At 45.4% G+C, this 23411-nt stretch carries 22 protein-coding genes; 6 read left to right on the top strand and 16 right to left on the bottom strand.

Annotated features, from left to right (window positions below):
• The first annotated feature begins 279 nt into the window (after positions 1–279).
• Both A7985_RS20900 and A7985_RS20895 read left to right on the top strand, forming a co-directional pair.
• Complete coding sequence (locus A7985_RS20900) at positions 280–2271, top strand: methyl-accepting chemotaxis protein (protein WP_065792399.1); 1992 nt, start codon at positions 280–282, stop codon at positions 2269–2271.
• Between the two features lie 97 nt (positions 2272–2368).
• Entirely contained in the window at positions 2369–2587 is a 219-nt protein-coding gene (locus A7985_RS20895; RefSeq protein WP_063372074.1) for a TIGR02450 family Trp-rich protein, read from the top strand.
• Positions 2588–2595: 8 nt separating this feature from the next.
• On the opposite strand, the gene A7985_RS20890 is transcribed toward A7985_RS20895, so the two are convergent.
• The 7 genes from A7985_RS20890 to A7985_RS20860 all read right to left on the bottom strand — a co-directional run bounded on the left by A7985_RS20890 (position 2596) and on the right by A7985_RS20860 (position 10114).
• Positions 2596–3180, bottom strand: coding sequence for an O-methyltransferase (locus A7985_RS20890; RefSeq protein ID WP_063382968.1), 585 nt, complete (start codon positions 3178–3180; stop codon positions 2596–2598).
• A gap of 18 nt (positions 3181–3198) precedes the next feature.
• Positions 3199–3954: a sulfite exporter TauE/SafE family protein gene (locus tag A7985_RS20885; protein WP_065792398.1), complete on the bottom strand. Its 756-nt coding sequence runs from the start codon at positions 3952–3954 to the stop codon at positions 3199–3201.
• Entirely contained in the window at positions 3954–4484 is a 531-nt protein-coding gene (locus A7985_RS20880; RefSeq protein WP_065792397.1) for a cupin domain-containing protein, read from the bottom strand. The genes A7985_RS20885 and A7985_RS20880 overlap by 1 nt, the downstream gene beginning before the upstream one ends.
• Positions 4485–4505: 21 nt before the next feature.
• Entirely contained in the window at positions 4506–6245 is a 1740-nt protein-coding gene (locus tag A7985_RS20875) for an FAD/NAD(P)-binding protein (RefSeq protein WP_065792396.1), read from the bottom strand.
• A gap of 44 nt (positions 6246–6289) precedes the next feature.
• Positions 6290–7561 carry a pyridoxal phosphate-dependent aminotransferase gene (locus A7985_RS20870; RefSeq protein WP_065792395.1) on the bottom strand — a complete coding sequence of 424 codons (1272 nt, stop codon included), beginning with the start codon at positions 7559–7561 and terminating at the stop codon, positions 6290–6292.
• Positions 7554–8339 (bottom strand): iron-containing redox enzyme family protein, encoded by a 786-nt coding sequence (locus A7985_RS20865; protein WP_065792394.1) that lies wholly within the window; start codon positions 8337–8339, stop codon positions 7554–7556. The genes A7985_RS20870 and A7985_RS20865 overlap by 8 nt, the downstream gene beginning before the upstream one ends.
• Before the next feature lie 563 nt (positions 8340–8902).
• Positions 8903–10114, bottom strand: a complete 1212-nt coding sequence (locus A7985_RS20860; RefSeq protein ID WP_065792393.1) for a helix-turn-helix transcriptional regulator — start codon at positions 10112–10114, stop codon at positions 8903–8905.
• Positions 10115–10303: 189 nt separating this feature from the next.
• Between A7985_RS20860 and A7985_RS20855 the strand changes: the two genes are divergently transcribed.
• Positions 10304–11011, top strand: coding sequence for a DUF2306 domain-containing protein (locus A7985_RS20855; RefSeq protein WP_065792392.1), 708 nt, complete (start codon positions 10304–10306; stop codon positions 11009–11011).
• A gap of 147 nt (positions 11012–11158) precedes the next feature.
• A complete protein-coding gene (locus A7985_RS20850; RefSeq protein ID WP_065792391.1) occupies positions 11159–11965 on the top strand; it encodes an SDR family NAD(P)-dependent oxidoreductase in 807 nt (268 codons plus the stop codon).
• 5 nt (positions 11966–11970) lie between these two features.
• Here A7985_RS20850 and A7985_RS20845 read toward each other — a convergent pair whose 3' ends face one another.
• Positions 11971–12861 carry a LysR family transcriptional regulator gene (locus tag A7985_RS20845; RefSeq protein ID WP_065792483.1) on the bottom strand — a complete coding sequence of 297 codons (891 nt, stop codon included), beginning with the start codon at positions 12859–12861 and terminating at the stop codon, positions 11971–11973.
• A gap of 98 nt (positions 12862–12959) precedes the next feature.
• Here A7985_RS20845 and A7985_RS20840 point away from each other — a divergent pair, with 98 nt between their 5' ends.
• Positions 12960–13952, top strand: coding sequence for a zinc-dependent alcohol dehydrogenase family protein (locus tag A7985_RS20840; RefSeq protein ID WP_065792390.1), 993 nt, complete (start codon positions 12960–12962; stop codon positions 13950–13952).
• A 333-nt stretch (positions 13953–14285) separates the two neighbouring features.
• Here the strand turns inward: A7985_RS20840 and A7985_RS26600 are convergent, their stop codons facing one another.
• The 5 genes from A7985_RS26600 to A7985_RS26595 form a co-directional block, all read right to left on the bottom strand.
• The gene (locus tag A7985_RS26600) at positions 14286–14459 is read right to left on the bottom strand and encodes a hypothetical protein (protein ID WP_176716785.1); all 174 of its coding nucleotides are present in this window, start codon (positions 14457–14459) and stop codon (positions 14286–14288) included.
• Positions 14443–14667, bottom strand: coding sequence for a hypothetical protein (locus tag A7985_RS26280; RefSeq protein WP_141685407.1), 225 nt, complete (start codon positions 14665–14667; stop codon positions 14443–14445). Before A7985_RS26280 ends, A7985_RS26600 begins: the two co-directional genes overlap by 17 nt.
• Complete coding sequence (locus tag A7985_RS20830) at positions 14664–15245, bottom strand: hypothetical protein (protein WP_081310663.1); 582 nt, start codon at positions 15243–15245, stop codon at positions 14664–14666. The genes A7985_RS26280 and A7985_RS20830 overlap by 4 nt, the downstream gene beginning before the upstream one ends.
• 223 nt (positions 15246–15468) lie before the next feature.
• Positions 15469–16845, bottom strand: coding sequence for a class II fumarate hydratase (locus tag A7985_RS20825; RefSeq protein WP_065792389.1), 1377 nt, complete (start codon positions 16843–16845; stop codon positions 15469–15471).
• A gap of 478 nt (positions 16846–17323) precedes the next feature.
• The gene (locus A7985_RS26595; protein ID WP_176716784.1) at positions 17324–17494 is read right to left on the bottom strand and encodes a hypothetical protein; all 171 of its coding nucleotides are present in this window, start codon (positions 17492–17494) and stop codon (positions 17324–17326) included.
• Positions 17495–17692: 198 nt separating this feature from the next.
• Between A7985_RS26595 and A7985_RS20810 the strand changes: the two genes are divergently transcribed.
• Positions 17693–18283 carry a DUF938 domain-containing protein gene (locus A7985_RS20810; protein WP_065792387.1) on the top strand — a complete coding sequence of 197 codons (591 nt, stop codon included), beginning with the start codon at positions 17693–17695 and terminating at the stop codon, positions 18281–18283.
• On the opposite strand, the gene A7985_RS20805 is transcribed toward A7985_RS20810, so the two are convergent.
• Genes A7985_RS20805 through A7985_RS20795 form a run of 3 tightly spaced genes read right to left on the bottom strand, consistent with a single transcriptional unit; the run spans position 18263 to position 23404 of the window.
• Positions 18263–19426: a GNAT family N-acetyltransferase gene (locus A7985_RS20805; protein WP_065792386.1), complete on the bottom strand. Its 1164-nt coding sequence runs from the start codon at positions 19424–19426 to the stop codon at positions 18263–18265. The two genes, A7985_RS20810 and A7985_RS20805, sit on opposite strands and share 21 nt — an antisense overlap.
• On the bottom strand, positions 19416–20681 hold the full coding sequence (locus tag A7985_RS20800) for an alpha/beta hydrolase (protein WP_065792385.1): 1266 nt from the start codon (positions 20679–20681) through the stop codon (positions 19416–19418). Before A7985_RS20800 ends, A7985_RS20805 begins: the two co-directional genes overlap by 11 nt.
• Positions 20657–23404, bottom strand: coding sequence for an ATP-binding protein (locus A7985_RS20795; protein WP_065792384.1), 2748 nt, complete (start codon positions 23402–23404; stop codon positions 20657–20659). Before A7985_RS20795 ends, A7985_RS20800 begins: the two co-directional genes overlap by 25 nt.
• Positions 23405–23411: the final 7 nt, after the last annotated feature.

The following is a 23411-nucleotide window of genomic DNA, read 5'->3' as shown; positions in this document are numbered from 1 at the left end:
CAAGGTGATGAAGACATCATAAATATGCCTTGTATCGTATCGCTGTAATGAAAGTCATTTTACACGAGCACTGCACAAAATATTGTCTACATTTTTAGAGTAAAAACCCAAATTAAGGCGATATTTTCCCTTAATTAGGTATAGGAAAAAAGTTTTAGTTATTTATTTTAGTGTTTTCATTTATTTAACTAGAAAATAATAATTTTTTCTGTAAGAGTGTGAGCTGTAAATTATTTACAGTCGTATAAGTTGTGTTGAATAAAATATAGTGGTGCAGTGATGTTACAAGCAATTGCTCGATACGTATCTAGTCATATGACTACCGTTGTGTTACTACCGTGCTTACTGCTAGGAGCGGTGATTTTTTATGATGTATCTGTGTCGGCGAAGCGGATGAATGACGCTTATGATGCAGAATATAATGCGTTTTTAAGTCATGCCGTGCTGAGCGTGATCCATGAAACGCAAAAGGAGCGCGGGGCATCCGCGGGCTTTATAGGTTCAAAGGGAGCAAAGTTTAGAGACAACTTGCGCCAACAGCGCAATCAAACAGATAGGCTTTTAGCGTCTTTAAAAGAAAAACAAAAACACTGGGATTTGATGTCCGAAATGGCCAAAGAACTCGATGAGTTTGAGCGTAAGTTCAGCCGCCTAGCCACGGTGCGTGGGCAAGTTGACAACCTGTCTATCCCCCTTTCTGAAGCGCTAAAGTACTACACCGATATTAACCTCAAAGCGCTGCATATCGTGATCACCGCATCGCGATTAAGTAACGACCACACCACCGCCTCAGAGTTGGTGGCCATTTATAACTTTTCTAGTGCAAAAGAATCTGCGGGCATAGAGCGGGCGGTCTTGTCGAACGTACTTAGCCGAGACAGCTTCACACCTGCGCTTAAAGAAAAATACGTGGCCTTGATAACCAAGCAAGAGGTCTATCTTGATGAGGCACTGGAGGCATCGCCGTTGGTCATGAAACGGATGTTCGAACAGGCATTAGATAACCCATCAATGCGTGAAGTTGAGCGATTTCGCCGAGGTGTAGCCGATAAAAACGCTGAGTTTGGACTCGATGCGGAGGCGTGGTTCAGGGCGGCAACGGATCGCATCAACATACTAAAAGAAGCAGAAGAAAAAGCGCTCAACTTGGTGGATGAAACAGCGATTAAAATTCAGCAGCAGGCGGTACTTGTATTGGTCATTGAGCTGATAATATTGGTGATCGGGCTGGTGGTGACCGCTGCATTATTCTTTGCGATTCGACTGCGTCGTCGTCAATCGAGCATGATTGCTGAGGGCATTGATATCGCGCGCTTACATAAAAACTTGGGCCATGAGATAGATGTGATCTCCAAAGATGATTTAGGTAGTTCAGCCCTGAACATTAATAATTTAACGAAGCAATTTGAAGATGACTTGGTGGAGTTTGCCAGGGTATCAGCGCAGATTGCAGGCTCATCTCAAGAAACGGCAGCGGCTATCCAACAGAGCCAAGAAAACTTGATAAGTCAGCAGACGGGCATACAGACGATAGCTTCGGCATCTGAGCAAATGAGCGCCAATATTCAGGTGATTGCAAACTCCATGAATGAAAATGCCGCAGCGGCTAAAACCGTCACGCAGGAGTCTTTGCAAGGGCAGCAAGTGGTTGCGGATGCGGTGCAGGTTATTCAGCAGGCGTCCGATGACATGGCGCGCTCTGCAACCACTGTCGATGCGCTGAACGAGCGCGTGGGCAGCATTTCGTCTATGGTGGAGATGATCAAGAGTATCGCAGAGCAAACTAACTTATTGGCATTGAATGCCGCGATTGAGGCTGCTCGAGCGGGTGAGCAGGGCAGAGGTTTTGCGGTGGTTGCTGATGAGGTGCGCAGTTTGGCCAGCCGGACCCAAAAATCTACAGAAGAAATTTCCGCATTGGTTTCAGAGCTGCAAACGAGTTCATCTGAAGCATCGAGTGTGATCACCCAAGGCAAAGAGAATGCGTTGGAAGCGGCACAGCGGGCTGAGGCCATTAAGCAAGCACTCGAGCAAATCGTAGAGCAGGCGCAGCAAGTAGAACTCGTGACAGAATCCGTTTCAAGCAATACTCAGCAGCAAAGCAATGCCATTGACGAAGTGAGCCAGAATATCACCGCGATTTTCCAAAAGGCGACAGAAAATGTCACCGGTGCGGAACAGATCAGCGTGGCAGCGACTGACATTGCAAGTGCGGCCAAAGTCATGGACAAACTGATTGCGCAGTATTCGGTGAGTCAATCGGCGCGTTAACAAAAGATAGGGGGGAAATCCCCTATCCCAACACGAAAGTGATGATCGCATCGTGGGTTTTGCACGTAACAGGTTAAAAAAGTAAGTAGACATTCGTATGCAGCATGCCATCACGCCTAAAAAATTACTGAATAGCAAATGGACATCGGTCACCCCTATACACAAAGAAAAGCACTTTATTGTCACCAGTGTGGAGTTTGATGAGGAGGGGCGTGTCACCGAGTGCATTATCGAGGCTGTGATGACTCACCGCGAGCAAGATATAAATTGGCGCGACCTTAAAGACCCCACAGCGTGGAAAATGGGCTGGAAGTAATCAGCCGACTACGATGCTTTGTGTGCGACAAATTCACCTTTTCCCACTGGTATTAGGGCCGTGGTGTAGTGTGGGCTTTGGCTAAGGTAGTGCATAAAGTCCTTAAGCTCTTGAGGGTGAGATGTTGCATTGTCACAAACAATGATGCCTCCAGGCACAAGTAATTGTTCAATATTGGCGATTATATCCATATAAATGGCGCGATCTGCATCGAAAAATACTAAGTCATAGCGGGTCTCTAATTGTTTTAATGTCGTTGATATATCGCCAAGCACACTGTGGATTTGTACATCGAGGTTCGCTTTTTCGAAGTTACTACGGGCTTGTTGGTGCTTGTGCTCATGCCCTTCGATGGTGGTAATGTGGCCATTAAAGGGTAGTGCGCTGGCCATCCACAGTGTAGAGTAACCATTCGATGTGCCCAGCTCTAGAATACGCCGCGTATTACTGGCTTTGATTAAAAAAGCCAAAAACTCGCCGGTATCATGGGTGATATTGAGGTATTTAGACTGTTTATTTGACGCTTTGGCATCATTTTCTTCTCCAAGTTTAGCAAGCTCTGATAATAACTGTGTTAAGTGGTTATTTAGCATAGTGTCACTCCTTGTGAGTTAAACAATTAGGGCGCTGTTTTTAACGATCACATACGCGCCGAGCAACGTCAGCGCTGAGTAAAAAATTCGTTGAAACAAGGCCACGGAAATGCGCTTTCGCAACTTTGCCCCCAGATACATAAATATTGTTGCTGGTAATAGCGCGACAACCGATAAGGCGCTGGTGGTCGGCGTCAAAATCCCTTGCCAGATCAAGCCAATACTGAGTCCGAGCGATGAACATGTGAATAAAATTCCCATAGCTTGAATGAGTTTTTCTTTGGGTAGCCCAATGGCCTGTAAATAAAATACACCGGGCACGGCTGAAGACCCTGTTAAACCGGTGAACACACCATTGCACACACCGAGTAGCATCCCAGCACGCGGTTGCCAAGATACACGAATATGTGGCTTAAACTTTAGAATGCCTAGGCTGCCATAGCAGATCAACAAAACGCCCAAAAGGAGTGACATATATGCCTGCTCAATGAATTGCGTCAGCAGGCAGCCCAGTGCGACTGAAACGGTCGCAAAAAAGAAGAAGAGCCGCTGTGTTTGCCACAAAGTACGCCAGTACTGGCCACTGATTGCTTGCACGATATTGGTGATAAAGGCGGGTAGCGCGACCAGCGCCATTGCCGGATGGATCCCAATGATGGCTGTCAGCAGGCCCAGTACAATGGGGGGAAGGCCGAGCCCCACCACCCCTTTTACCAACCCAGCAAACCCAAACACCCCGACAATAATGGCGATGGTTAAGTTGGTATACTCCATTAAGCGCTCTCTAGTGTATTTTCAGGAAAGCGTGCCTCGACGCCCTGTGTTGCAAACAGCTTTAAGGCAGTAAGTACATCATTAAGCTCTTCTTCATCGAGAACCTCGGGTTTATTTGCCGCGAACTGCTCGACCAAGGCGAGAATATCTTGCTTGCGGTTCTCGATATAAACATCGGTTTGTTGATAATCAAAATGGGTTGCACCTTCTAGTAGCGCATCCATTTTTTTGTTGTTTTTGACAAACTCGATATCGAATTCGCCCAGTTGCATGAGGACGTAGCGACTCGGCATGCCCGGCTCCATCGCGTTGGCGAAGCGATGTTTTAGCTTGGAGGGGATCTGAAACACTTCGCCAAGTGGTACATGGTATATTTGATGTTTATCTGGCAGTTCAATGTTTATGGCACCTTTAGCGCAATAAATCATGTCGGATACAGATTGGTGAAAATGGTAGGGAACAGCTCTATGATCTAAATTAAATAAGCTGACGCGAATGCCATTTTCATAGTAAAACTCTTTCATTTCCATTGTTTGCTCCTTGTCGTGCGGTTAGGCATGGACCTTATCTTGATCTGTGCGCGAATGTTGTGACGTCGTATGTTGGTAAATATGATTGACCCAGTCATGGGCGACACTTTGCGCGGCCTCTACAAAAGCAGCTGCAAAGTTACGCTCGTTTTGCCAATAGCGAGTAAGTACACCAAAGGACGATAAGTAGGGCGATACCTCCACTTGCTGAGTATTTGGATTAATCCGCATAGCACAGTAGGACTCATGCCCCTGTAACTGAATTCCACCTGTTTGGTAATTTTGTTCAGTGTGCGGGCGCAACTCTCCTCGTGCAATGAGTGATTTGACTAAGTTGTCTGGGTGGTGCGCGAGTTTAAAGCTCTGTCCGGCTGCCAATATAAGGCCATCTGCACGACGTTGCTTTTGGGGCTGCCCATACGTAACCACTATGTCTGTTTTAGTCACTTTTATCGCATCCTTGAGCTCATAACCAAGCTGACAGCTAGACAATATGCCAGCTTCAAACAGCGCGATCAATTTTTGGGCATTGAGCAGCGGGATGGGCACCGCTGTGCGGATAAAGTGGGTGTCGAGTTCGCTGTCATATCGCTGCTTTTCATCTGCGTTTAAATAGCGATAAAACTTCATGCGCCTTACTCGTAACAACACGGTGTGGATCAGTGCGTTATCTCTAGGTAAAGAGGCATCGTACTTGAGCTTTTCCAGTGCTGAGTCAAAAGGAGGGTGAGCGACGTCATGCCAACCAATCGCCCCATTTGAAGCACCTTTGAGCTCTTTATCAATGAGTAGCAAGATGTCATCTAACGTGAGGCGCTTTCCCTGTTTTTGCTCTAGATCGAAGAATGTCTCCTCTGTCAGGTATTTAAACTGGTGTTCAATGCGTTTATCACGTACCGCAGGGAAAAAGCCGCAGCGACTTAGTGCGCAGAGTTTTAGCTTAGCTGTGTATTCATCGGCGACAAATGCGGTGACATCACCCTGCGCATTATGACTAAATTGCCCTGACTCCACTAACGATAAAATGGCGTCAATTCCGCTTGGTCCCATACCTTTAATGCAAATGTGTTGTGCTGTTTTTTCGTCTCGCTGCTGCTGTTTCGTTAGCCAAGCATTTAGTCTTGAATACGGATAGGGTGAGGTAAGTACACGGTCATCATATTGGCTCTGTTTTATACTATTCCAATGGCCCGTTGCCAGTAAGACCTTGTCGAACACGAGCGAGGTCGTATTCAAGCTGGCGGCTGGGCGAAATTGGAGTGCAAATCCCGCCGCTGTTGATTGGCCATCGAGCACTTGGCAGTCATTGAAGTGACGCAGTCTTATGCCATTTTCTTGAGCGACACGACAGTACTGCGTGAAACGGGCATTGAGGTATCGTCCAAACAGCGCACGTGGGTAAAAGGCATCTTGGTCGGGTTGCCAAAGTGTAAGGTCTTCTAGGTCTGGGTGAGTCACTTGAATGAGATCAGGTACTTGCTTGGCCAACTCCATCCGTTGCTCACATAGCCAGTCATAAAAGTCATTATCAAATAGCGCCATCATGTAAGTTTGATTATTACACAAATGCGTGGGGAGTAGCTCTTCATTGCAATAGGGGTGGCCGGGTCCATTGCTTTTACGTTGCTCAATAGTGACCAGTTCAATATGACGACAATCTAGTTTAGACGCGATGAGCTGTTTCACTAGGTGTACTAACGCCGCAGTCCCCGAAAAGCCAGTCCCCACGATGCAAAACTTAATTATGTTTTTACTTAGCATGGTTTTATTTCCTTATCTGGCCCAGCAAAGCCGGGCCATACAGACTATAAGCTCTCGAGCGCCTGCCTGATACGGCTGGCTGCTTCTTCAAGAGTTGCCTTAGTTCGGCCGCAGTTCATACGAATAAAATGTCGTAGTTGCTCACACCCCTCAGCGAAGTGCATACCCCCGATAGAGGCCACTTTGGCTTTTTCTAAGATAAAGGCTTGTGCGGTGTCAAACCCCGCTGCTGTCATTTTGTCTCCATAGCTTGATAAGTCGACAAAAATGAAAAAGCCCCCTTGTGGTACTGGCGCAACGACACCCTCAATGGCATTGAGCAGATCCGTATAGTTTTGCAAGTTTGCTCTAGAATCGATGGCACGTTGGTGAGCGACTTCATCCATGTAAGCTTGCATTGCTTCATTCGTTGCCACCTGTGCATAGGTGGCGGCAAATGAATTAAGATTCACCTGTACGCGGGCCATCATAGACACCAAATGAGCGGGTGCGCAGATATAGCCGGCTCTATCGCCGTGCATGCCATATGTTTTGCCTGGGCCTGTGACAATCGTCGTACAGTCTCTTAGTGCATATTGGGTGTGATCTTTGTCGGTAAATGTGTAGGCAGAAATGGTATCTGGACCGTCTAAGATATGTGACTCATAAGGACAATCAAACAATACTTGAATTGCAGGCAGGTCGCGCTTGGCACGCTCAATATTATGTTTGGCGATCACATCGGCCAATTTACACTGTTCTTTGTATGAGTAAATTTTGCCAGAGGGATTAACGCAATCGCCTAGGATTATCATTTTAGTTTGATCGGTAATGGCAGCTTCTAATTGTGCAGGTTGTAGACCTTGCTGATAAAAATCATCGACCAATACAGGGACCATCGTTGCGTCATGCAGCGCGAGCATATCCGCATAGTGCGGCCAGTTCGGCAAAGGAACAATGACTTCATCTTGTGGGTTGAGTAGGGTATGAAACGCAACCGTAATGGCACCTTTAATACCGCCCGGTGTGACCATGACTTCATCAGTAGGTGAATATCGCAAGCCGCGCAAGCGAAATACTCGCTCACTGATGGACTCGCGCAAAAATGCAAACCCGGTTACTGGCGCAAATTCGTGAATTGCACGGGCATCATTTTTTATGAAGTTGATGACCGCATCGTCAATGCGTTTATCAGCCATATCGTCTAGCGTGCCAATGCTAAGGTCGATCACTTGCTGCTCGGAGTTGGCGTTAATACTGGCTATTTTGGCTTTCGTCCCATGGGTGATTGAATCTCTAAGCGCAAGCGAAGTTTGAGAAAATACTGAGTTATGCATACACCTCTCCTTGCTCTTGGGCTTCTAATTGCAACGTTTTTTCATACATCGCTTCCCACATCTCTTCTTGCACTTTGAGCATTTCATTGGCACCAAACATAATTTCGTTAAGGTCGCTCTGTGATTGACAATTGTTGATCACACATTGACGGGCATCTTCGGCATGGCGCTCTTCTACGCCATTGTCTACATGTGCATTAAAATAGATTTCAACCTTGTTTAAGTATTGCTCTTTGTCGAGGTGTTCACGGGTTAAACGAAATCCTTCTCTAAAGGCTGTAAGCATGTGATCTGCATGGGTTTCAAGGGCCATGGCAACGCCTAGCATTCGCTGGTAACTATTTGAAATAAGGGATGTTACACGCTCTCGATAAGCCAGTGTTTCAGGTAAAATATAGCGACTGTTTTTAGCATCTATGACTTTTAAGGGATGTAAATCAAACTCCATACCACCAAATAAATTTAAAGCATTTTCCATAAATACTTCGTGGCAGTGGGCTTTATTACCCATGCCTGTTTCTTCGCCAAGAATATAAGAGAATAAGATTAATGTATCCATGTCATTCACTTCAGCGGCTCTTGCACAAACATGCGCAATTCCTTTTACCGTTAACTCAGTGCGATAAAAGAAGTTTGCCCGAAATAATGCATAACTTTCAGGGCTCCATTTATTTTCTGCTAAGTGTAAAAAGTATTTGTTTTTAAATATTTTATGATTTTCTAATGCAGTTAAAAACACATCAAGTTCAGCTTTTTGACTTATGTTATTTGCAGACATACGTAATTCCTTTTTGGTTATTCAAGTTTTTAAAATGGACAGCTGTTAATGCAAAAGGATTGCTGTTTTATGAGTATTTGATCGATAATTAAGATCAAAGTATTAGACCTATGTCTATGTCAAAACAAAATTCCAGATGTGGGTACGGTTATGTTATTGAGGTTGATTGTGATTCTTATTTGGTTTGTGAGGTAAATTAAATGACAGTTTTTTATTTATTTATACTAAATATTATATCTAGTTGTTTAATATAATTTTGATGTGGTCTTGTGGTAATTATTAATGACGGATTATTGACCTATTTTTAAAGGTAACTAACTGTTACTAATGTAGAGGAGGAATAAGCTGTGATTTTTTATAATAAAAAGAAATATAAGTTACAAAAAGGTGAAATGGCTTTGTCTCTTTTTAGTTGCAAGTGGTCTAGCCATCATGTAGTAAATTAGAATTTTTATTTTTTCAATTTAGCCTGATGGCAAATACAGAGTGTCTATTAACAGTGAAAGCAAGTCCATTGAGCGTAAAGCCAATATGCTGCATGACTGAATTATGATGCTTGTGCTTTAGTCTGATGCTGCCTTGTATTGGCTAGGGGTGAGATCTGTGTGCTTTTTAAAGGCTGTATAGAATGCAGATTTGGAGTTAAAGCCCACGGTCATCGCGACATCAAGAATGGTTTTATCAGTGGTTTGTAAATATTCCTTTGCCTTAGTCACGCGATGCTTGTTGACGTAGTCAAAAAAACGCACGCCGAGTGTTTCGTTTAATGTTTGCGATATATAGTTGGGTGACGTGTGAATATGTGCCGCCAGCTTTGGTAATGACAGAGCGGCATCAAGGTAGAGGTGTTCCTCCTTCATGGCCTGTTCTATCTTTGCTGCGATCTTGGCCGCTTGTGTTGTGCTCAGTGCACTGCGTTGGTATTTCTGTTCACCTACATTGGGTATGTCGATGACGGATGTGAGCTCAAGCGGGTTTGGTTCGACACTGGGCGTTGAGTCATAAAGTTCTGCGAACCCCGGCTTTTGTCTGAGCCCCCAAAGAGCAAGACTATAGATCACGATAAACACCATCACTGCATAAAGTCGTGCATCATAATGTATGGGACTAAAAAGGTTGTCGAGCACCACATTCAATGCGGTAAACATCCATACCCCGCCTACGATAAACAATAACCAGTTTAACCAACGCAGCTCCTTTTGTTCGGTTGAGGCAAACACATCTTGGAGCTGCGCGCGATACACTTTCAGTCTGACAATGATTTTGTAGGCATACCAAGCTGATTGAAGCACCCAGCCTAAAACACTCAAGAATGTAAATATCAGTAAGCCATAGATGAGATTGCGGACATGGCTCGGTGCTTGCTCAACAATGCTGAATTCTTCTGTGAGCAATATGGCATGTAAATATGGTGAGGGTAAACACAGCGTAATTAAAGCGATTAGCCCCCCAAAAGCGGCGGGTAAAAAATGCTTGGTGTCTCTTCGTGTCAGTTGCCAAAGGGTGTGACTGGTTAGCCCTTTGGTGTAGAGCCATAAACAAGGCGCAATTAACGGCAGAGCGGGTAATGAAACAACTAGATTGAACACTTGAAACTGGGGCAGGAGCTGTTGAACAGAAGGCATGGCAATGACGACGCCTATTGCCGCTAAACACAACGCCAGTGGCCAATAAACTTGTCTGCGCTGCGCGCGTAAAATCAGTTGATGGGTGCTAAAGAAGATGATGCACAGCGTCGCGATGTTGAGAGAAAAGAGAATTGGCTGCTCACTCATCTCGGGTTCCTTAGTTTGGGTGATATTAATAAAATAAGCATATTTTACAGTGCTTTATTATTTTTAAAGCCTTTTTGAAAAGTGCTGTTTCGTGAGAAATAAGTCCTCGCCAATAAGGCTGGACGAGTGTTTTCCCTCGTTGCGACATAGTGTTTGCAGGTTTTGGCAAACTTAAATAGAGAGCAACCAATGACAACACAAATTCAGCATACTAAACAGGTTATTAAATTCAACTGGCCCGTGGTGAGTGGGTTATTACTGATGACCGCAATTCCCGGCATTCCAGCTATTTTTATCTTTGTTTTGGTCTTATTGGGCAGTGATGCGGTGACTGGTGTATCGGATATGATCAATGGACAGTATTTTGCGACTCCCGCTGCGATATTGACACATGCCTTGGCTGGCGCATTATTTTTCTTAACGATGCCGTGGCAGTTTTCACCCCGTATAAGAGTACGTCGACCTAGGTTACATAAAGTGGGCGGTCGGTTGGCCGTTACATCGGGCTGTGTCATGGCTATTTCAGGCGTGTGGATGCACTTAATGCTTACACCAGATGAATTGGGAGGGCGGTTTTTTTCATTGCTAATAATGAGTGTCGCCATTTGTAGCGCTTTTTGTGTTGCCATTGTACATGTGACAAAAGGGCGTATTGCGCAACATAAAAAGTGGATGATGCGGGCTGTGGCATTTGCTTTAGCAGCAATCACGCCTCTGTTTACGGGCGCATTGTTGCAGCTTATGTTTGGTGCATGGGAGGGGGTTTATGACACCTTACTGGCTTTTCATCATAATTATGATCGACTCATCGCCATGGCGATAAACCTCGCAGTTGTGGAAGTCATCATTTGGCAACAGAGCCCGTCATACCCAAAATCCTTAGCGATGTCTAAATAGTTTTTTGAAAGTTGTGCAAAATTGGTGTCTATTATCAAAATTAAATTGAAACTGATTTGCTTGAACCAGCCCTTATCATAAAAAGCGTTGCTGATTATCTTAATAAGTACTACGCCTAATAACGATGGTAAATGCAAAGGGGCAAACATGAAAAAGACAATTTTAATCACAGGTTCTACCGATGGGATAGGATTGGCGACAGCAAAGACAATGCTATCAAGGGGGCATTGTGTACTGCTTCATGGTCGCAGCCAAAACAAACTCGAGTCGGTATACGGTGAATTGTCCGCGCAGTTTGGTCAAGATATGGTGTATCGCTATCGTGCAGATCTGTCCATTGCGCAGGAGTTGAGATCGCTGGTTGCTGCGGTGCGCCGAGATCACGATAGTTTGGATGTCCTGATCAATAACGCGGGTGTTTTTAACATCGCACAAACGGTGTCCGCAGATAATTTAGATGTTCGCTTTATGGTCAATACGATTGCGCCGTTTATTCTAACGGAGCAATTGCTTGAATTACTTAACCAGCAAAGCCGGATTGTTAACCTTTCTTCTGCAGCGCAGGCACCGTTCAGTGCTGAGGAAATAACAAAACCCAGTGCCTTATCCAATGGTGCCGTGTACGCAAAAAGCAAATTGGCGCTGACGATGTGGTCAGCTGTGCTTGGAGAAAAATACAAAGCCAGTGGCCCGATGATCGTGGCGGTCAATCCAAAGTCATTTTTGGGAAGCAAAATGGTGCAGGAAGCTTATGGTATGCAGGGAAGTAGCGTGCAGCAAGGTGCAGATATTTTAGTCGAGGCTGCCCTTGCCGACTCTTTTGCACAAGCGGGAGGTTTATATTTCGATAATGACATTGGCCAATTTAGTGCGCCACATAATGCCGCGTCGGACCCTGTATTAGCGAATGAACTCATGACGACATTGGCATCGTTATCGGCACAATTAAACTAATACGGCTACTCCCAATAAGGCACATCACCAATGTAAGCTTTGAGGTAATCAATAAAAACCCGCACTTTGGGTGCCAATAACCGTGAATTGGGATAAACGGCCCAGAGTGCAGTATCGTTGACCAAAGGAGTGTCTTTGAGTACCTGAACAAGCTTGCCCTCTTGCAGTGCTTGGTAGGCACACCACATGGAACAAAGGGTTATGCCCATCCCCCGAATACAGGCATCTCTTATTGCTTCGCCATTATCGATGTGTAACCCACTGTGAGGTTTAAATTTTATGTTACCCTGAGGGTTCGCAAATACCCAGTGATCAATCCCCGTTAGATTGATAGTGGGGTGTGAGTGTAGTGCTTGTGGTGAGCTTGGCATGCCATGTTCGGCGACATATTCAGGTGAAGCACAGAGAATGCGAGTGTCACCTGCGAGTTTGCTGGCGACCAACGTCGAATCGCTGAGCGCAGCATTACGTATGGCGATATCGAACCCGCCCTCGACCATGTCTACGATGGTATCGCTCAGACGTAAATCAATCTTCAATTCGGGGTAGAGCTGCGTAAATTCAGCCAATGCAGGCACAATATGCATTCTTCCAAAAGAGGCTGGCGCTGTGATCCGCAAGGTTCCTTGTGGAGTGTGGCTACCAGCACCAATGGCTGCTTTGGCACTTTCAATACTCTCTAGTACAGACTCAGCATGCGGTAAAAATGCGAGCCCCTCTTCAGTCAAAGAGACTTTGCGGGTTGTACGATACAATAGTTTAGTGCCCAATGTTTCTTCAAGCTTATTGATATGTGCGCTGGCGACAGCTGCAGATAGCCCAAGCTCTTTTCCTGCAAGACTAATGTTGTGCATAGCGGCAATTCGGGTAAATAGCTTTAAGTGTGCGACGTTCATTATCAATAAAATATTAAAACTGATTGTAATTATCTCGATATTATCAAAATTATAGTTAATAAATATACTAAATCCATTCATTCAATGAGGATTTAATCATGAAAGCAATGACAATCAATTCATTCGGTAGTAGCGACGTTTTTGTCGAGACTGAAGTCGCAAAGCCTGAGGTAAGCGCAGGCCATGTGCTGATAAAGATAATGGCGAGTAGTGTCAACACCGTCGACACGATGATCCGCGAAATGGGCCCCGCTTTGCCGCTCGCGCCAGCATTACCTGCGATTTTGGGAATGGATTTTGCCGGTGTTGTTGAATCTGTAGGTGAAGGGGTTGAGGGCTTTCAAGTCGGAGATGAAGTCTATGGTTGTGCAGGCGGTCTGGCCGACCTTCAAGGCACACTTGCACAGTACATGGTTGCAGATGCTAACTTAATTGCCCACAAACCCAAACGATTAAGTATGGCGCAAGCCGCTGCACTGCCCCTAGTTGGGATCACCGCCTACGAGGGTCTACAGCGTGCAGGTATTGCACGTGGTCAAAAGGTGTTAGTGCATGGAGGCGCAGGGGGCGTGGGGCATGTAGCCTTGCAATTAGCGAAACATTTTGGCGGTGAGGTGTATGCTACGGGGAGCAAAGACGCACAGCTTACGTTGATCGAGCAGCTGGGTGCTACGCCTATTAATTATCAAACTGAATCGGTTGCTGACTATGTTGCGACGCATACCGAAGGTGCCGGCTTCGATTTGGTGTATGACTCGGTGGGCGGAGGCAACTTACTCAACTCCTTCGAAGCCGCAGCATTAAACGGTCAGGTGGCAACGACCGTATCATTGGCGGAGATTGATCTGTCTGTCGCGCATTTTAAAGGTTTATCCTTGCACGTGGTATTTATGCTTATCCCTATGTTGCATAACGTCAAACGGGCCGAGCATCAGCACATTCTTGCCGCCATGGCTGACATTGTCGATGCTGGAAATTTAACCCCGGTTTTGGACAGCAGCACGTTCTCATTTGCTGAAATAGGGCTGGCGCATGACAGACTGGCCAGTGGCCAAGCGATGGGTAAAGTCGTTGTCAGTAATCAGTGGTAAACAGCATAAGTCAATTAGAGAAGCACCGACAATATTGCAAAGATTAAAATAGGTGCGCTTTTTGGGCACTGCCGCTATTATAAATTTATGATTCTAAGTTTATGAGTTGTCAGTGTCTTTTTACTTGCTATCGCTATTACTGATTTTTGCGTTATTTGGGGTCGCTTCCACTTATTTGCTGCGCTTTATGTATTGCTATTGGATCAAAAAAAGATTGGTCTTAAAATATTTGGGTCTGGCGGGAGTGTGCGTGGTATGTGTTGTGCCACTGGTTGCACTAAACTATTTTCTCGCTGGATAAAGATAGACAGTAGCAAGCTACTGTCTCATGATCTATTTTAACACGATGGATTGGCAGGTACTGCTAATGCATAAGGCTTGTATCGGTAAGACGGGCTCACACATATCACTGGCAATCGCGCCTCTATTTTTCGCTTTTTCAGCGGCTGTCACGGCCTGTGCTGCACGTTCTACCTGCGTTTCATCTACATTACGGGACGAGTACACCAAATATTTGCTCGGCGCCGCATGTTAGCCGCTCGCCGACGGCGATAACCTTACACTGAAAGCTGGCATCACAGCCTTTGTCTGCAATAAGTTGGTCGAGTGACCCATCATCAGGCTCAACCTGTTGCTGCGTTTCTGTGTAAGTGGCCTCACACCCAGCTAAAAGCATAAGTGATATGCCAACAATGGTACCGGCCTTTCGCTTCATCGATAGTCCCTAGTTGGTGATTTATTTGTGCCTTCTAGTTTAACACAAGTATTTTCAATACATTGCGTTGCCGGTTGACGTAAATGTTCGCAAATACTGATCATGCCTGTTTTGGCGTTATATTGTGACTCTGCGTGGGTTAACTGTTTGGCCAGTTCATAAACCTTTTTGTGGTCGGCGGTTTTGGTTGAAAACACTAAGTAACTAGACGGTCCACCACATGCTCGACTGCCGACCGGAATGGCCTGACATTGGCTGTTGCTATCGCAGCTTTTGTCTTTGGTAATGAACTTTAAATAGGCGAACTGATTTTTAAGGGACGCTTCATCAATGGCATCTTGGTCATATTTAGCGATAGGCTCGGCTTTGGTAGCCATTGAGGCTGGAAGGGGTTTGCTGAGCCCTGCATCATGTCGCGTGGCTGACTTAGTCTGCAAAGTGGCAGGTGCCATGGGTTTTTTAACGTCTTTGGTTTGCTGTTGTGATTTTTCCGGTTGCGTTTGCTCTGAGCCAGCTTCCGTACTTGAACATCCTGATATTATTACTAGGCTCGCTAGTGTTAGCTTAAGTGCGTTCATAATCTATCCTGTTTTTTTATTCACAGTGTGCCGCGCTTTTTGTTTAGATACAAGTACAAGCGCGTGAGGGTAAGTGAACTGACCCTGGGTAAAATCTACACAATTAATACTGAATTGTTAAGTTGGCCACTGCTCACCTTTATTGCAGCTGAATAGCCTCAAGTGAGCAGTTTAATTGTGTCGTTGCAGTTCACACCCTCTATAAGATTAGAGCGCTTTTAACTTACAGGCCACCCTCGGTGAGCTTTTGCGGGTCAAGCAGTGTTTTTAGTTCGTCCTCGCTTAAATCGGTGTGCTCTGCTGCAACTTCAATAATAGGACGTCCTTCTTTGTATGCTAATTTGGCAATGGCGGCCGCTTTTTCATAGCCGATCACCGGATTTAAGGCCGTAACCAAAATGGGATTACGCGACAATGCCTGCTGAATGCTCTGCTCATTCACTTTGAATGTTGCGATTGCTTTGTCGGCCACTAAACGAGACATGTTTGCCAGTAATTCGATGCTTTGCAAAATATTGAAAGCAATAACGGGCAGCATCACGTTTAGTTCGAAGTTACCTGACTGTCCGCCAACAGTAATGGTTGCGTCATTACCAATGACTTGTGCACTTACCATCGCTGCGGCTTCAGGGATCACTGGATTGACTTTACCCGGCATGATAGATGAACCAGGCTGTAGCGCTTGTAGTTCAATTTCAGATAACCCCGCTAATGGGCCCGAATTCATCCAACGCAAGTCATTGGCGATTTTCATATTCGCGACTGCCAATGTCTTTAATTGGCCAGATAGCGCGACAATGGCATCCTGTGAGCCAATGTTATAGAAAAAGTTCTGGCTCGGGCTGAAGCGAATGCCGACATTACTGCTGAGGTATGTGTTGAACGTTGCCGCAAATTGTTTATCGGCATTGACGCCAGTGCCGACAGCCGTACCGCCTTGACCTAACTGATACACTTTATCAAGCGCCGCTAAAATACCTTCATAGGCAGAATCGATCTGCTGCTGCCAGCTGCTCAGTGTTTGAGCGAATGTGACTGGCATGGCATCCATTAAGTGAGTACGACCAGTTTTAACATGATGTCCGACTTCTTTACTCTTTCTCTCGATTGTTTGCGACAAGTGCTTCAATGCTGGTAGAAGCTCATAAACGGCTGACGTAGCACTACTTACGTGAATGGCAGTAGGAATTACGTCATTAGAGCTTTGGCCCATATTAACGTCATCATTCGGGTGGATAGTTAGGCCGCTTTGCTGACTTGCAAGCGTGGCGATCACTTCATTGGCATTCATATTCGAGCTGGTGCCAGACCCTGTTTGGAAAACGTCCACTGGGAATTGATCAAGATGTGCCCCATCAATCAGTGCCTGACACGCCGTGGTGATGGCCTTCGCCTTTTCTCTGTCCAAGTGACCAAGTTCTGCGTTGGCTTCTGCGGCGGCTTGCTTGATATAGGCAAGCGCGCGAATGAAACTCACTGGCATGGTGAGTCCACTGACTGGAAAGTTATTCACGGCGCGTTGCGTCTGTGCTTGGTATAGTGCGGTTTCAGGTACTTCTAAAGTGCCCATGCTATCAGATGCGGTACGGTAAGTGGTCATACTGACTCCTAATTAAAAGGATTAAATTCGTGACTTATGATCCGGGCTTCTCGCTCTAGGCGGTAAAAGGGTGCCATGGAACGATGTTGCTTTTTATAAAATCGTTTCAATGCGAGAAGGGGTTTGTGAAGTTGTTCAAAGCATTGCTGTCTATAGCTTTGGTTGACCAAAGGATCGGCAATGTGGTTGAGCAATTCGAAAAAGACACGTCGTAAATAGAGTTCTTGTAGTAATACGCAGGGTTTTCGCTCGTACCATTTGGCTAAGTTAAAACCATCCTCAATAAATTGTGCCACATGAATAGGGGCATCAAGATGAGGTCTTTGGCACTGTGTATCTAAGCGAGGCTGAAACTGACAAAGGACTTGAGGTGTAACCATAGCGCATTATATTTTAGTGTAACGATAATTATTATCATTACACTAAAATAGGAGATTAGCAACCCTTGCGCTTGGGATTGTATTGGCGCTGTGGCTACCTAGTTGTAGCCGAGAATAAACTGTTCGGTGGTTTGCTCTTTCTCTTGTTCTTTACTACTTAGCAAGTCAGCGACTTCTTGCTGGTATTTTGGTTCTGATTCTGGGGTGTTAGGCTCAGGGATGTGGCCTAAACTTAAGTTGGGCATATGTGTGACTTTAGAATACTTCATTTTGGTATCTCCAATTAGGGTATTTGAACGGGCTATGCTTAAGTACTTATAGCCAATACACACTTTTTTGCATACCATATACCAAAAATTTTTTCTCTTTATTAATCAGCGCGGTAATCAAAATTTACTGATTAAAGTTTGCAATATTCAAAGAAAGTTGCATCAATTAGGCGCGTAATTGATCAATTTAGGTGCAAAATGACAAAACCTTTCTCTCAAGCATGTGAAAACAATAAAGATCCTATATTGCAAAAGTTAGCGCCATTTCTTGCTGATGTGGCGCAAGTGTTGGAAATTGGTTCTGGTACGGGACAACATGCGGTGCACTTTGCCAACGCAATGCCAAACTTAAAATGGCAGACGTCGGATTTGCGCCATAATCATGATGGGATCATAAGTTGGTGTGAAGAAGCCAATCTTACGAACCTGACATTGCCTGTAGAACTAGATCTGAATGTAGATAGCTGGCCCGTCACTGATATCCCCGCGATCTATACTGCCAACACATTACATATCGTATCTATGACGCTAGTGGAGCAATTTTTTAAAGGGGTTACGGCGCATCTGGCAGCCGCGGGTAAATTAGCGATTTACGGACCTTTTAATTATCAAGGAAACTTTACATCGCCAAGTAATGCTGAGTTTGATGCTTTTCTAAAAATGCGCGATCCGCAAAGTGGTATAAGAGATTTTGAATGGATCTGTGAGTTGGCTGAACAAGCAGGGTTGGCATTGGTACAGGATCACGCAATGCCAGCCAATAATCGTTTATTGCTCTTTAAACGGTAACAGTGACTGGCACTGTTGATAATAGTGTGAAAGCTGATTGCGCTCCGTGGTGATAAATTCAGCGATTGCTTGCTCAAACAGTGGGTGCGTTAAGGTATGAAATGAGTGGGTGTAAACAGGCTCGAAACCACGGAGCAATTTGTGTTCACCCTGCGCACCGGCATCAAATCGTTGTAATCTTTGCGTAATGGCCCGCTCTATTCCTTGGTAGTAGCACAGCTCAAAGTGTAAGTGTTCACTCTCTTCTAACGCGCCCCAATAGCGCCCGTACAACGTACTGTTATCTTGCAAATATAAACTGGCTGCAATAAATGCACTGTTTTCTTCACCGTTGTCGCCTCGGTATGCGCAGCATAGCGTGGTATTTTCTGGCAAATAAGCAAAGAGTAGAGTGAAAAATTGCTGGGTTAGGTAACCGTTATGCCCCGAGCGTTTGCGGTAGGTACGGCAATAGCAAAGGTAAAATTGATAAATTACGTCAGGCGTTATTTGTTCTTTGTTAAGCCACCGGACTTGAATATCCGACTTGCGGATCTGTGCACGCTCTTTTTTTATCATTTTGCGCTTTCGCGCTTTCATGGTATTTAAAAATGCGTCGAAGCTGTCGTAATCCTGATTGTGCCAATGAAACTGAACGCCGAGGCGTTCTATCAGGCGGCTATTGGGCCAGCTTTGCTCAAGCAGTTCAAAGTTGATATGGATGCCAGACCAGCTATTCGCCTGTGCAGCTTCTTGGAGTACATCTAGAATATACTGATGCAGCGCGTTTGAGTGAGATTGGCTGAGTAACCTAGCGCCCACAACAGGGGTAAAGGGGACCGCACATATCCATTTCGGGTAATAGTCGAGGTTGTGGCGTTCGTAAGCTTCTGCCCAAGCCCAGTCAAATACATATTCACCATAGGAGTGGCTTTTGATATAGCCCGGCAAGATGGCGATAGGCTGCTGTTGATGTTTGTAGTAAACCACTAAATGGTGAGGCTGCCAACCTGTGTGACCCCCTACGGAATGACTGTGTTCTAAAGCACTGAGCCACTCATAACTCGTAAACAGTGTGTCGCCCGCTAATTGTTGCCATTCGGGTTTTGGCACTTTAGATACGGCATCAACAAACCGATGTTCAAATGCTTGATTATTTAACATGGGTATCCAAAAAAGCGAACAATTGGGCCATCATACCAGTGTAATCAGGGTTAAAAGTGACACGCGCGAGTGGTTTATAAGTCGCTTTGTTCTGTGCGTGATGCTCACCAAAGGTGATGTTTTTAGCGGCTTTACATGCGCTGTAGGCATCGTCATCTTCAAAGTAGCTGCCGCAGTGGCGATAATGTCCTTGTTTGCCGTAATAAGGGTGTTCGGGTGGTAACAGTAAGCCCACATGGGACATATCTACGACCTCCGCTAATTGGCTGACTTGCGTCACAGCGATGCTGTCACTCACCGCTACCTGATTGTTAGCGTAGAGTCTGAGCGCTATCTCGGCGCGGTGTTTTTCAGCCCAACGACCGAGTAACTTCAGCGTGGCTTGACTATCGATGGTGGCGTCGACATCACTCAAAATGGTCAGTATAGGTAAATCCGAGGGAACCTCAGTATTCATCATTTTGATCATAACATTATGCACTAGCGCAGCCGCAGCCAACGGAAAAGATTCATATTTGGCAAAATCTAAGTCTGCGTCTTTATCTAGCCAGTCCATAAACGGCACCCAATCGACCCACTGTGCGAGCCAACTTTTTTTATTATGAGACTCGGTTGCAGGGGCAACCAATACGATAGCACCGAGGTTTTCAGGCCGTGACTTCGCAACTTCGATGGTGGTGAGTGCCGCGCCTGTTGAAAAGCCCATGATGGCAAATTGCTTAAAGTCAGCTGCTGTGCGTCTGATGGCATACTCGACATGTTGCTGCCAATCTCGATTGCTGACGTGGCGCAGATCGTCAGCCGCTGTTCCATGTCCAGGCAAGAGCAATGTTCTTACGCTGAAGCCTTGTCTATACAAGTCATTTGCCACAGCACTGAATATGTAGGGTGAGTCGGTGAGGCCGTGAATGAGCAATATGGCTTTGTCGTTATTGGCCTGTTTGAGTTGATAAGGTGCAATGTGATCGACCACTTTAGCTGATTGGGTAAGTGCTAGATGCGGCAGTGGGCAAGGTAATTGCGCGCGTTTATTGCGGGCCTCAATCAAGGATCTGGTTTGTACAATATACTGCTCAAAGGTCAAGCTATCGTTCACCGTGATGGCTGCACTTCCAGCGTCCTTGGCGACACGAAACTCACCTGATTGCTTGCCGTCGATAAACCGTTGGTGATTAGTTGGCAATGTCGTGCAATCCTGCGCAACGACATTTGTGGCAGCAAATAGAGAGATTAATCCGATGAATTTTTTGAGCATAATTTTGCGTAGTGATCTAAACATGTACCTAGCTTATCGCGATCAAGGGGTTTTGCAAGGTGACTATTAAAGCCGATTGCAATCGCATAGGCTTTATCCTCTGGCATCACATCGGCGGTCAGCGCCACGATAGGTAAGGTGCTTTGGTCATAAGTTTGGCGTAATGTTGAAGTCGCTTGATAACCGTCAAGCACTGGCATTTGGCAATCCATTAAGACCAGATCAAAGGCTCCCTTTTGTAGTTGAGCGATAGCTTGTTGGCCGTTCGTCACCAATTGATAGGTGACACCAAATGATTCCAGCATAGATTTGATCACAATTTGATTCACCGGATTATCTTCAGCGACTAAAATGTTGAGCTTGCTGATCAGCGCCAAATCATATTGCTGTGTTTGCTCATTTGAGGCATCACCAAATGGACAGCGCAGACTAAAGCAAAACTGACTGCCGACATTGGGTGTACTTTCAACGGTGAGATTACCCGACATTAAATCGCTTAGCTCTTTGCATATTGCCAGCCCCAGCCCAGTTCCGCCATAGCGTCGAGAGGTTGAGCTGTCCGCTTGGGAGAAGGGGGCAAAAATATCTTGTAACTGAGTCGCTGCAATGCCTATTCCGGTATCTGCCACTGTAAACTGGACACGGTAATCTGCCGCACTTTCGGATATTTCACAGTGCAAAGAGACCTGCCCTGATTCCGTGAATTTAACGGCGTTACTGCATAGGTTGATAAGAATTTGCTCAACTCTTAATTCGTCTCCTTTTAACCACAGTGCATGTTCTACATTGGTATGCAGTTTCCAGCTTAGGCCTTTTTCAGATGCACTGGCGGCAAAAAGACTGTCCAATCTCTTGAGTAACGCTTGCAGATTAAAGCTGTGATGCTCAATTTGCAGCTTATTTGACTCAATCTTGGTGATGTCGAGAATATCATTGACCAGCCCGAGCAGTGTTTTGGCTGCCATATTGATGTTGCTGACATAGCCTTGAAGTACACTCAGAGACTCCGTGGTGCGAGTCAGTGATGCAAACCCGATGACAGCATTGAGTGGTGTGCGGATCTCATGACTCATATTTGCAAGAAAGCGGCTTTTTGCTTGGTTTGCTTGTTGTGCATCTTGTAAAGCAAGGTTTAGTGACTCCGTGCGCTGCGCAACCAAGTGATTGAGCGCATTATTCTGATAATTGTAAAGCAAAACGATAAAGGTGATCAGCGCACAAATACTGAGCTGTAGGGTCAATAGCCAGACAGTTTGCTGATGGTTTAGTTCACTGATATAGCTGTCTTTTATTGCTAAAGTGAGTCGCCAAGTTTGCCCTGCAAAGTGAATTTGGGTGGAGTAGTGTGTATTGGCATTATAAGGCCGCTCTGTGGCGTCGTGATTGCTGTAAAAAGGGGTATCACGATTACCGTCATAAAACGCCAAGTCGTAGTGATTGGCGTGTGTTGTTTTTAATACCGAATTTAACAGCACGTCAGTTTGTACTACACCAATTGCATACCCTGTAATATCAGCATGGCTACCTTGTTGCTGGATACTTTGCTCAAAAACAGGTGAGAACAACACATATGCAGATTTTGCGGGTGTGGTTTGAATGAGTTTTACAATATTGGTGGCACGGGGTTGTAAAATAATCTCCGGGTCTTCAAGAGCTAACTTGCGGTTAGCGCGTGAATAAATATTAAACCCCAAAGAAGTGAAGTTTTCAGCCTGAGGTGACACATATTTCACGACGACCAAAGGGTCGTTGGGAGATAGCGGTGTTCCTTGAATCTTGACCTCATTACGGTACAACTGATTGAGTTCGGCTTGCAGTTGCGGTGCGTGTGATTGGGGTGATCTTTGCCCCCAAGAAAGCGCAAATAAGAATGAGTAGCGCTGTCTTTGTTGCTCTGCGATTTGATTAAATTGAGTAAGGTCAAACTCGGGCAAAGACTGTAGTTTGGCTGCCATCCCCTGCACGGCCAGCATGCTGAGGTTAACATGGCGCAGCACCAAATTTTCGATGATATTGATTTCGCGCTGAGCTTCACGCTGAGCGGCATTTAAATTGCCGAGGTTGTATAAGTATGTTGTCGCCGTTACAGACATAAATAAAATAGCACATGTCGCAAGCATAATTCTTTTATGCTGATATGGCCGTTTGGCAAAGACACTGATGTTAAGCAGCATCAGTAAAAGCGGTGTAAAGATTAGAATGCCGAGGCTATCTCCCAGCCACCACGCGATAACATTTTGCCAGTGTTGTGAAAAAGCATACTGTGGGTTAAAGAGGCTGAGTGACAGCATGCCAATATTGGCCGAAACAAGATTGACGCCTATACCAATCAGCAACACGTAATAGGCAATGTATTTTCTAGAGCGCATGAGGAGTGGATCACCGAGCCATAAGCGCATTAAATACCCGCCAATTAAGCCCTGTAACACCGCACCGATTGCCACAATCACAACTTGTAAAATGTCACTGTAGTGATGCAGCGGTGACTGAAAACCAAAATAAGTGGTCCAATTGAATAGTACAGATGCACAGAATATCGCTGGCGCAAATCGCCACCCCCATAAAAAGCATCCGACTAAAGCGATGCCTGCGGGCAGCCAGATCGGCAATACTTGATTTTGAAAAGCAAACAGCGTGAAGAGCTTACCAAATCCAAAGTAGCCCAGGGTGAGGAGTACGTATGCGGCTATATTATAGATTGGTGAGCGAAACTGAACTTGCATGAATTAA

The organism is Pseudoalteromonas luteoviolacea (assembly GCF_001696455.1).
Classification (GTDB): Bacteria; Pseudomonadota; Gammaproteobacteria; order Enterobacterales; family Alteromonadaceae; genus Pseudoalteromonas; species Pseudoalteromonas luteoviolacea_C.
Note: the sequence above shows the minus strand (reverse complement) of the source record. Positions and strands in the feature narration are given on the sequence as shown.

Excerpts from the sequence above, each read along its gene's own strand:
- A7985_RS20900 (WP_065792399.1), top strand. The coding sequence starts at position 280 with ATGTTACAAGCAATTGCTCGATACGTATCTAGTCATATGACTACCGTT.
- A7985_RS20895 (WP_063372074.1), top strand. The coding sequence starts at position 2,369 with ATGCAGCATGCCATCACGCCTAAAAAATTACTGAATAGCAAATGGACA.
- A7985_RS20890 (WP_063382968.1), bottom strand. The coding sequence starts at position 3,180 with ATGCTAAATAACCACTTAACACAGTTATTATCAGAGCTTGCTAAACTT.
- A7985_RS20885 (WP_065792398.1), bottom strand. The coding sequence starts at position 3,954 with ATGGAGTATACCAACTTAACCATCGCCATTATTGTCGGGGTGTTTGGG.
- A7985_RS20880 (WP_065792397.1), bottom strand. The coding sequence starts at position 4,484 with ATGGAAATGAAAGAGTTTTACTATGAAAATGGCATTCGCGTCAGCTTA.
- A7985_RS20875 (WP_065792396.1), bottom strand. The coding sequence starts at position 6,245 with ATGCTAAGTAAAAACATAATTAAGTTTTGCATCGTGGGGACTGGCTTT.
- A7985_RS20870 (WP_065792395.1), bottom strand. The coding sequence starts at position 7,561 with ATGCATAACTCAGTATTTTCTCAAACTTCGCTTGCGCTTAGAGATTCA.
- A7985_RS20865 (WP_065792394.1), bottom strand. The coding sequence starts at position 8,339 with ATGTCTGCAAATAACATAAGTCAAAAAGCTGAACTTGATGTGTTTTTA.
- A7985_RS20860 (WP_065792393.1), bottom strand. The coding sequence starts at position 10,114 with ATGAGTGAGCAGCCAATTCTCTTTTCTCTCAACATCGCGACGCTGTGC.
- A7985_RS20855 (WP_065792392.1), top strand. The coding sequence starts at position 10,304 with ATGACAACACAAATTCAGCATACTAAACAGGTTATTAAATTCAACTGG.
- A7985_RS20850 (WP_065792391.1), top strand. The coding sequence starts at position 11,159 with ATGAAAAAGACAATTTTAATCACAGGTTCTACCGATGGGATAGGATTG.
- A7985_RS20845 (WP_065792483.1), bottom strand. The coding sequence starts at position 12,861 with ATGAACGTCGCACACTTAAAGCTATTTACCCGAATTGCCGCTATGCAC.
- A7985_RS20840 (WP_065792390.1), top strand. The coding sequence starts at position 12,960 with ATGAAAGCAATGACAATCAATTCATTCGGTAGTAGCGACGTTTTTGTC.
- A7985_RS26280 (WP_141685407.1), bottom strand. The coding sequence starts at position 14,667 with ATGAAGCGAAAGGCCGGTACCATTGTTGGCATATCACTTATGCTTTTA.
- A7985_RS20830 (WP_081310663.1), bottom strand. The coding sequence starts at position 15,245 with ATGAACGCACTTAAGCTAACACTAGCGAGCCTAGTAATAATATCAGGA.
- A7985_RS20825 (WP_065792389.1), bottom strand. The coding sequence starts at position 16,845 with ATGACCACTTACCGTACCGCATCTGATAGCATGGGCACTTTAGAAGTA.
- A7985_RS26595 (WP_176716784.1), bottom strand. The coding sequence starts at position 17,494 with ATGAAGTATTCTAAAGTCACACATATGCCCAACTTAAGTTTAGGCCAC.
- A7985_RS20810 (WP_065792387.1), top strand. The coding sequence starts at position 17,693 with ATGACAAAACCTTTCTCTCAAGCATGTGAAAACAATAAAGATCCTATA.
- A7985_RS20805 (WP_065792386.1), bottom strand. The coding sequence starts at position 19,426 with ATGTTAAATAATCAAGCATTTGAACATCGGTTTGTTGATGCCGTATCT.
- A7985_RS20800 (WP_065792385.1), bottom strand. The coding sequence starts at position 20,681 with ATGCTCAAAAAATTCATCGGATTAATCTCTCTATTTGCTGCCACAAAT.
- A7985_RS20795 (WP_065792384.1), bottom strand. The coding sequence starts at position 23,404 with ATGCAAGTTCAGTTTCGCTCACCAATCTATAATATAGCCGCATACGTA.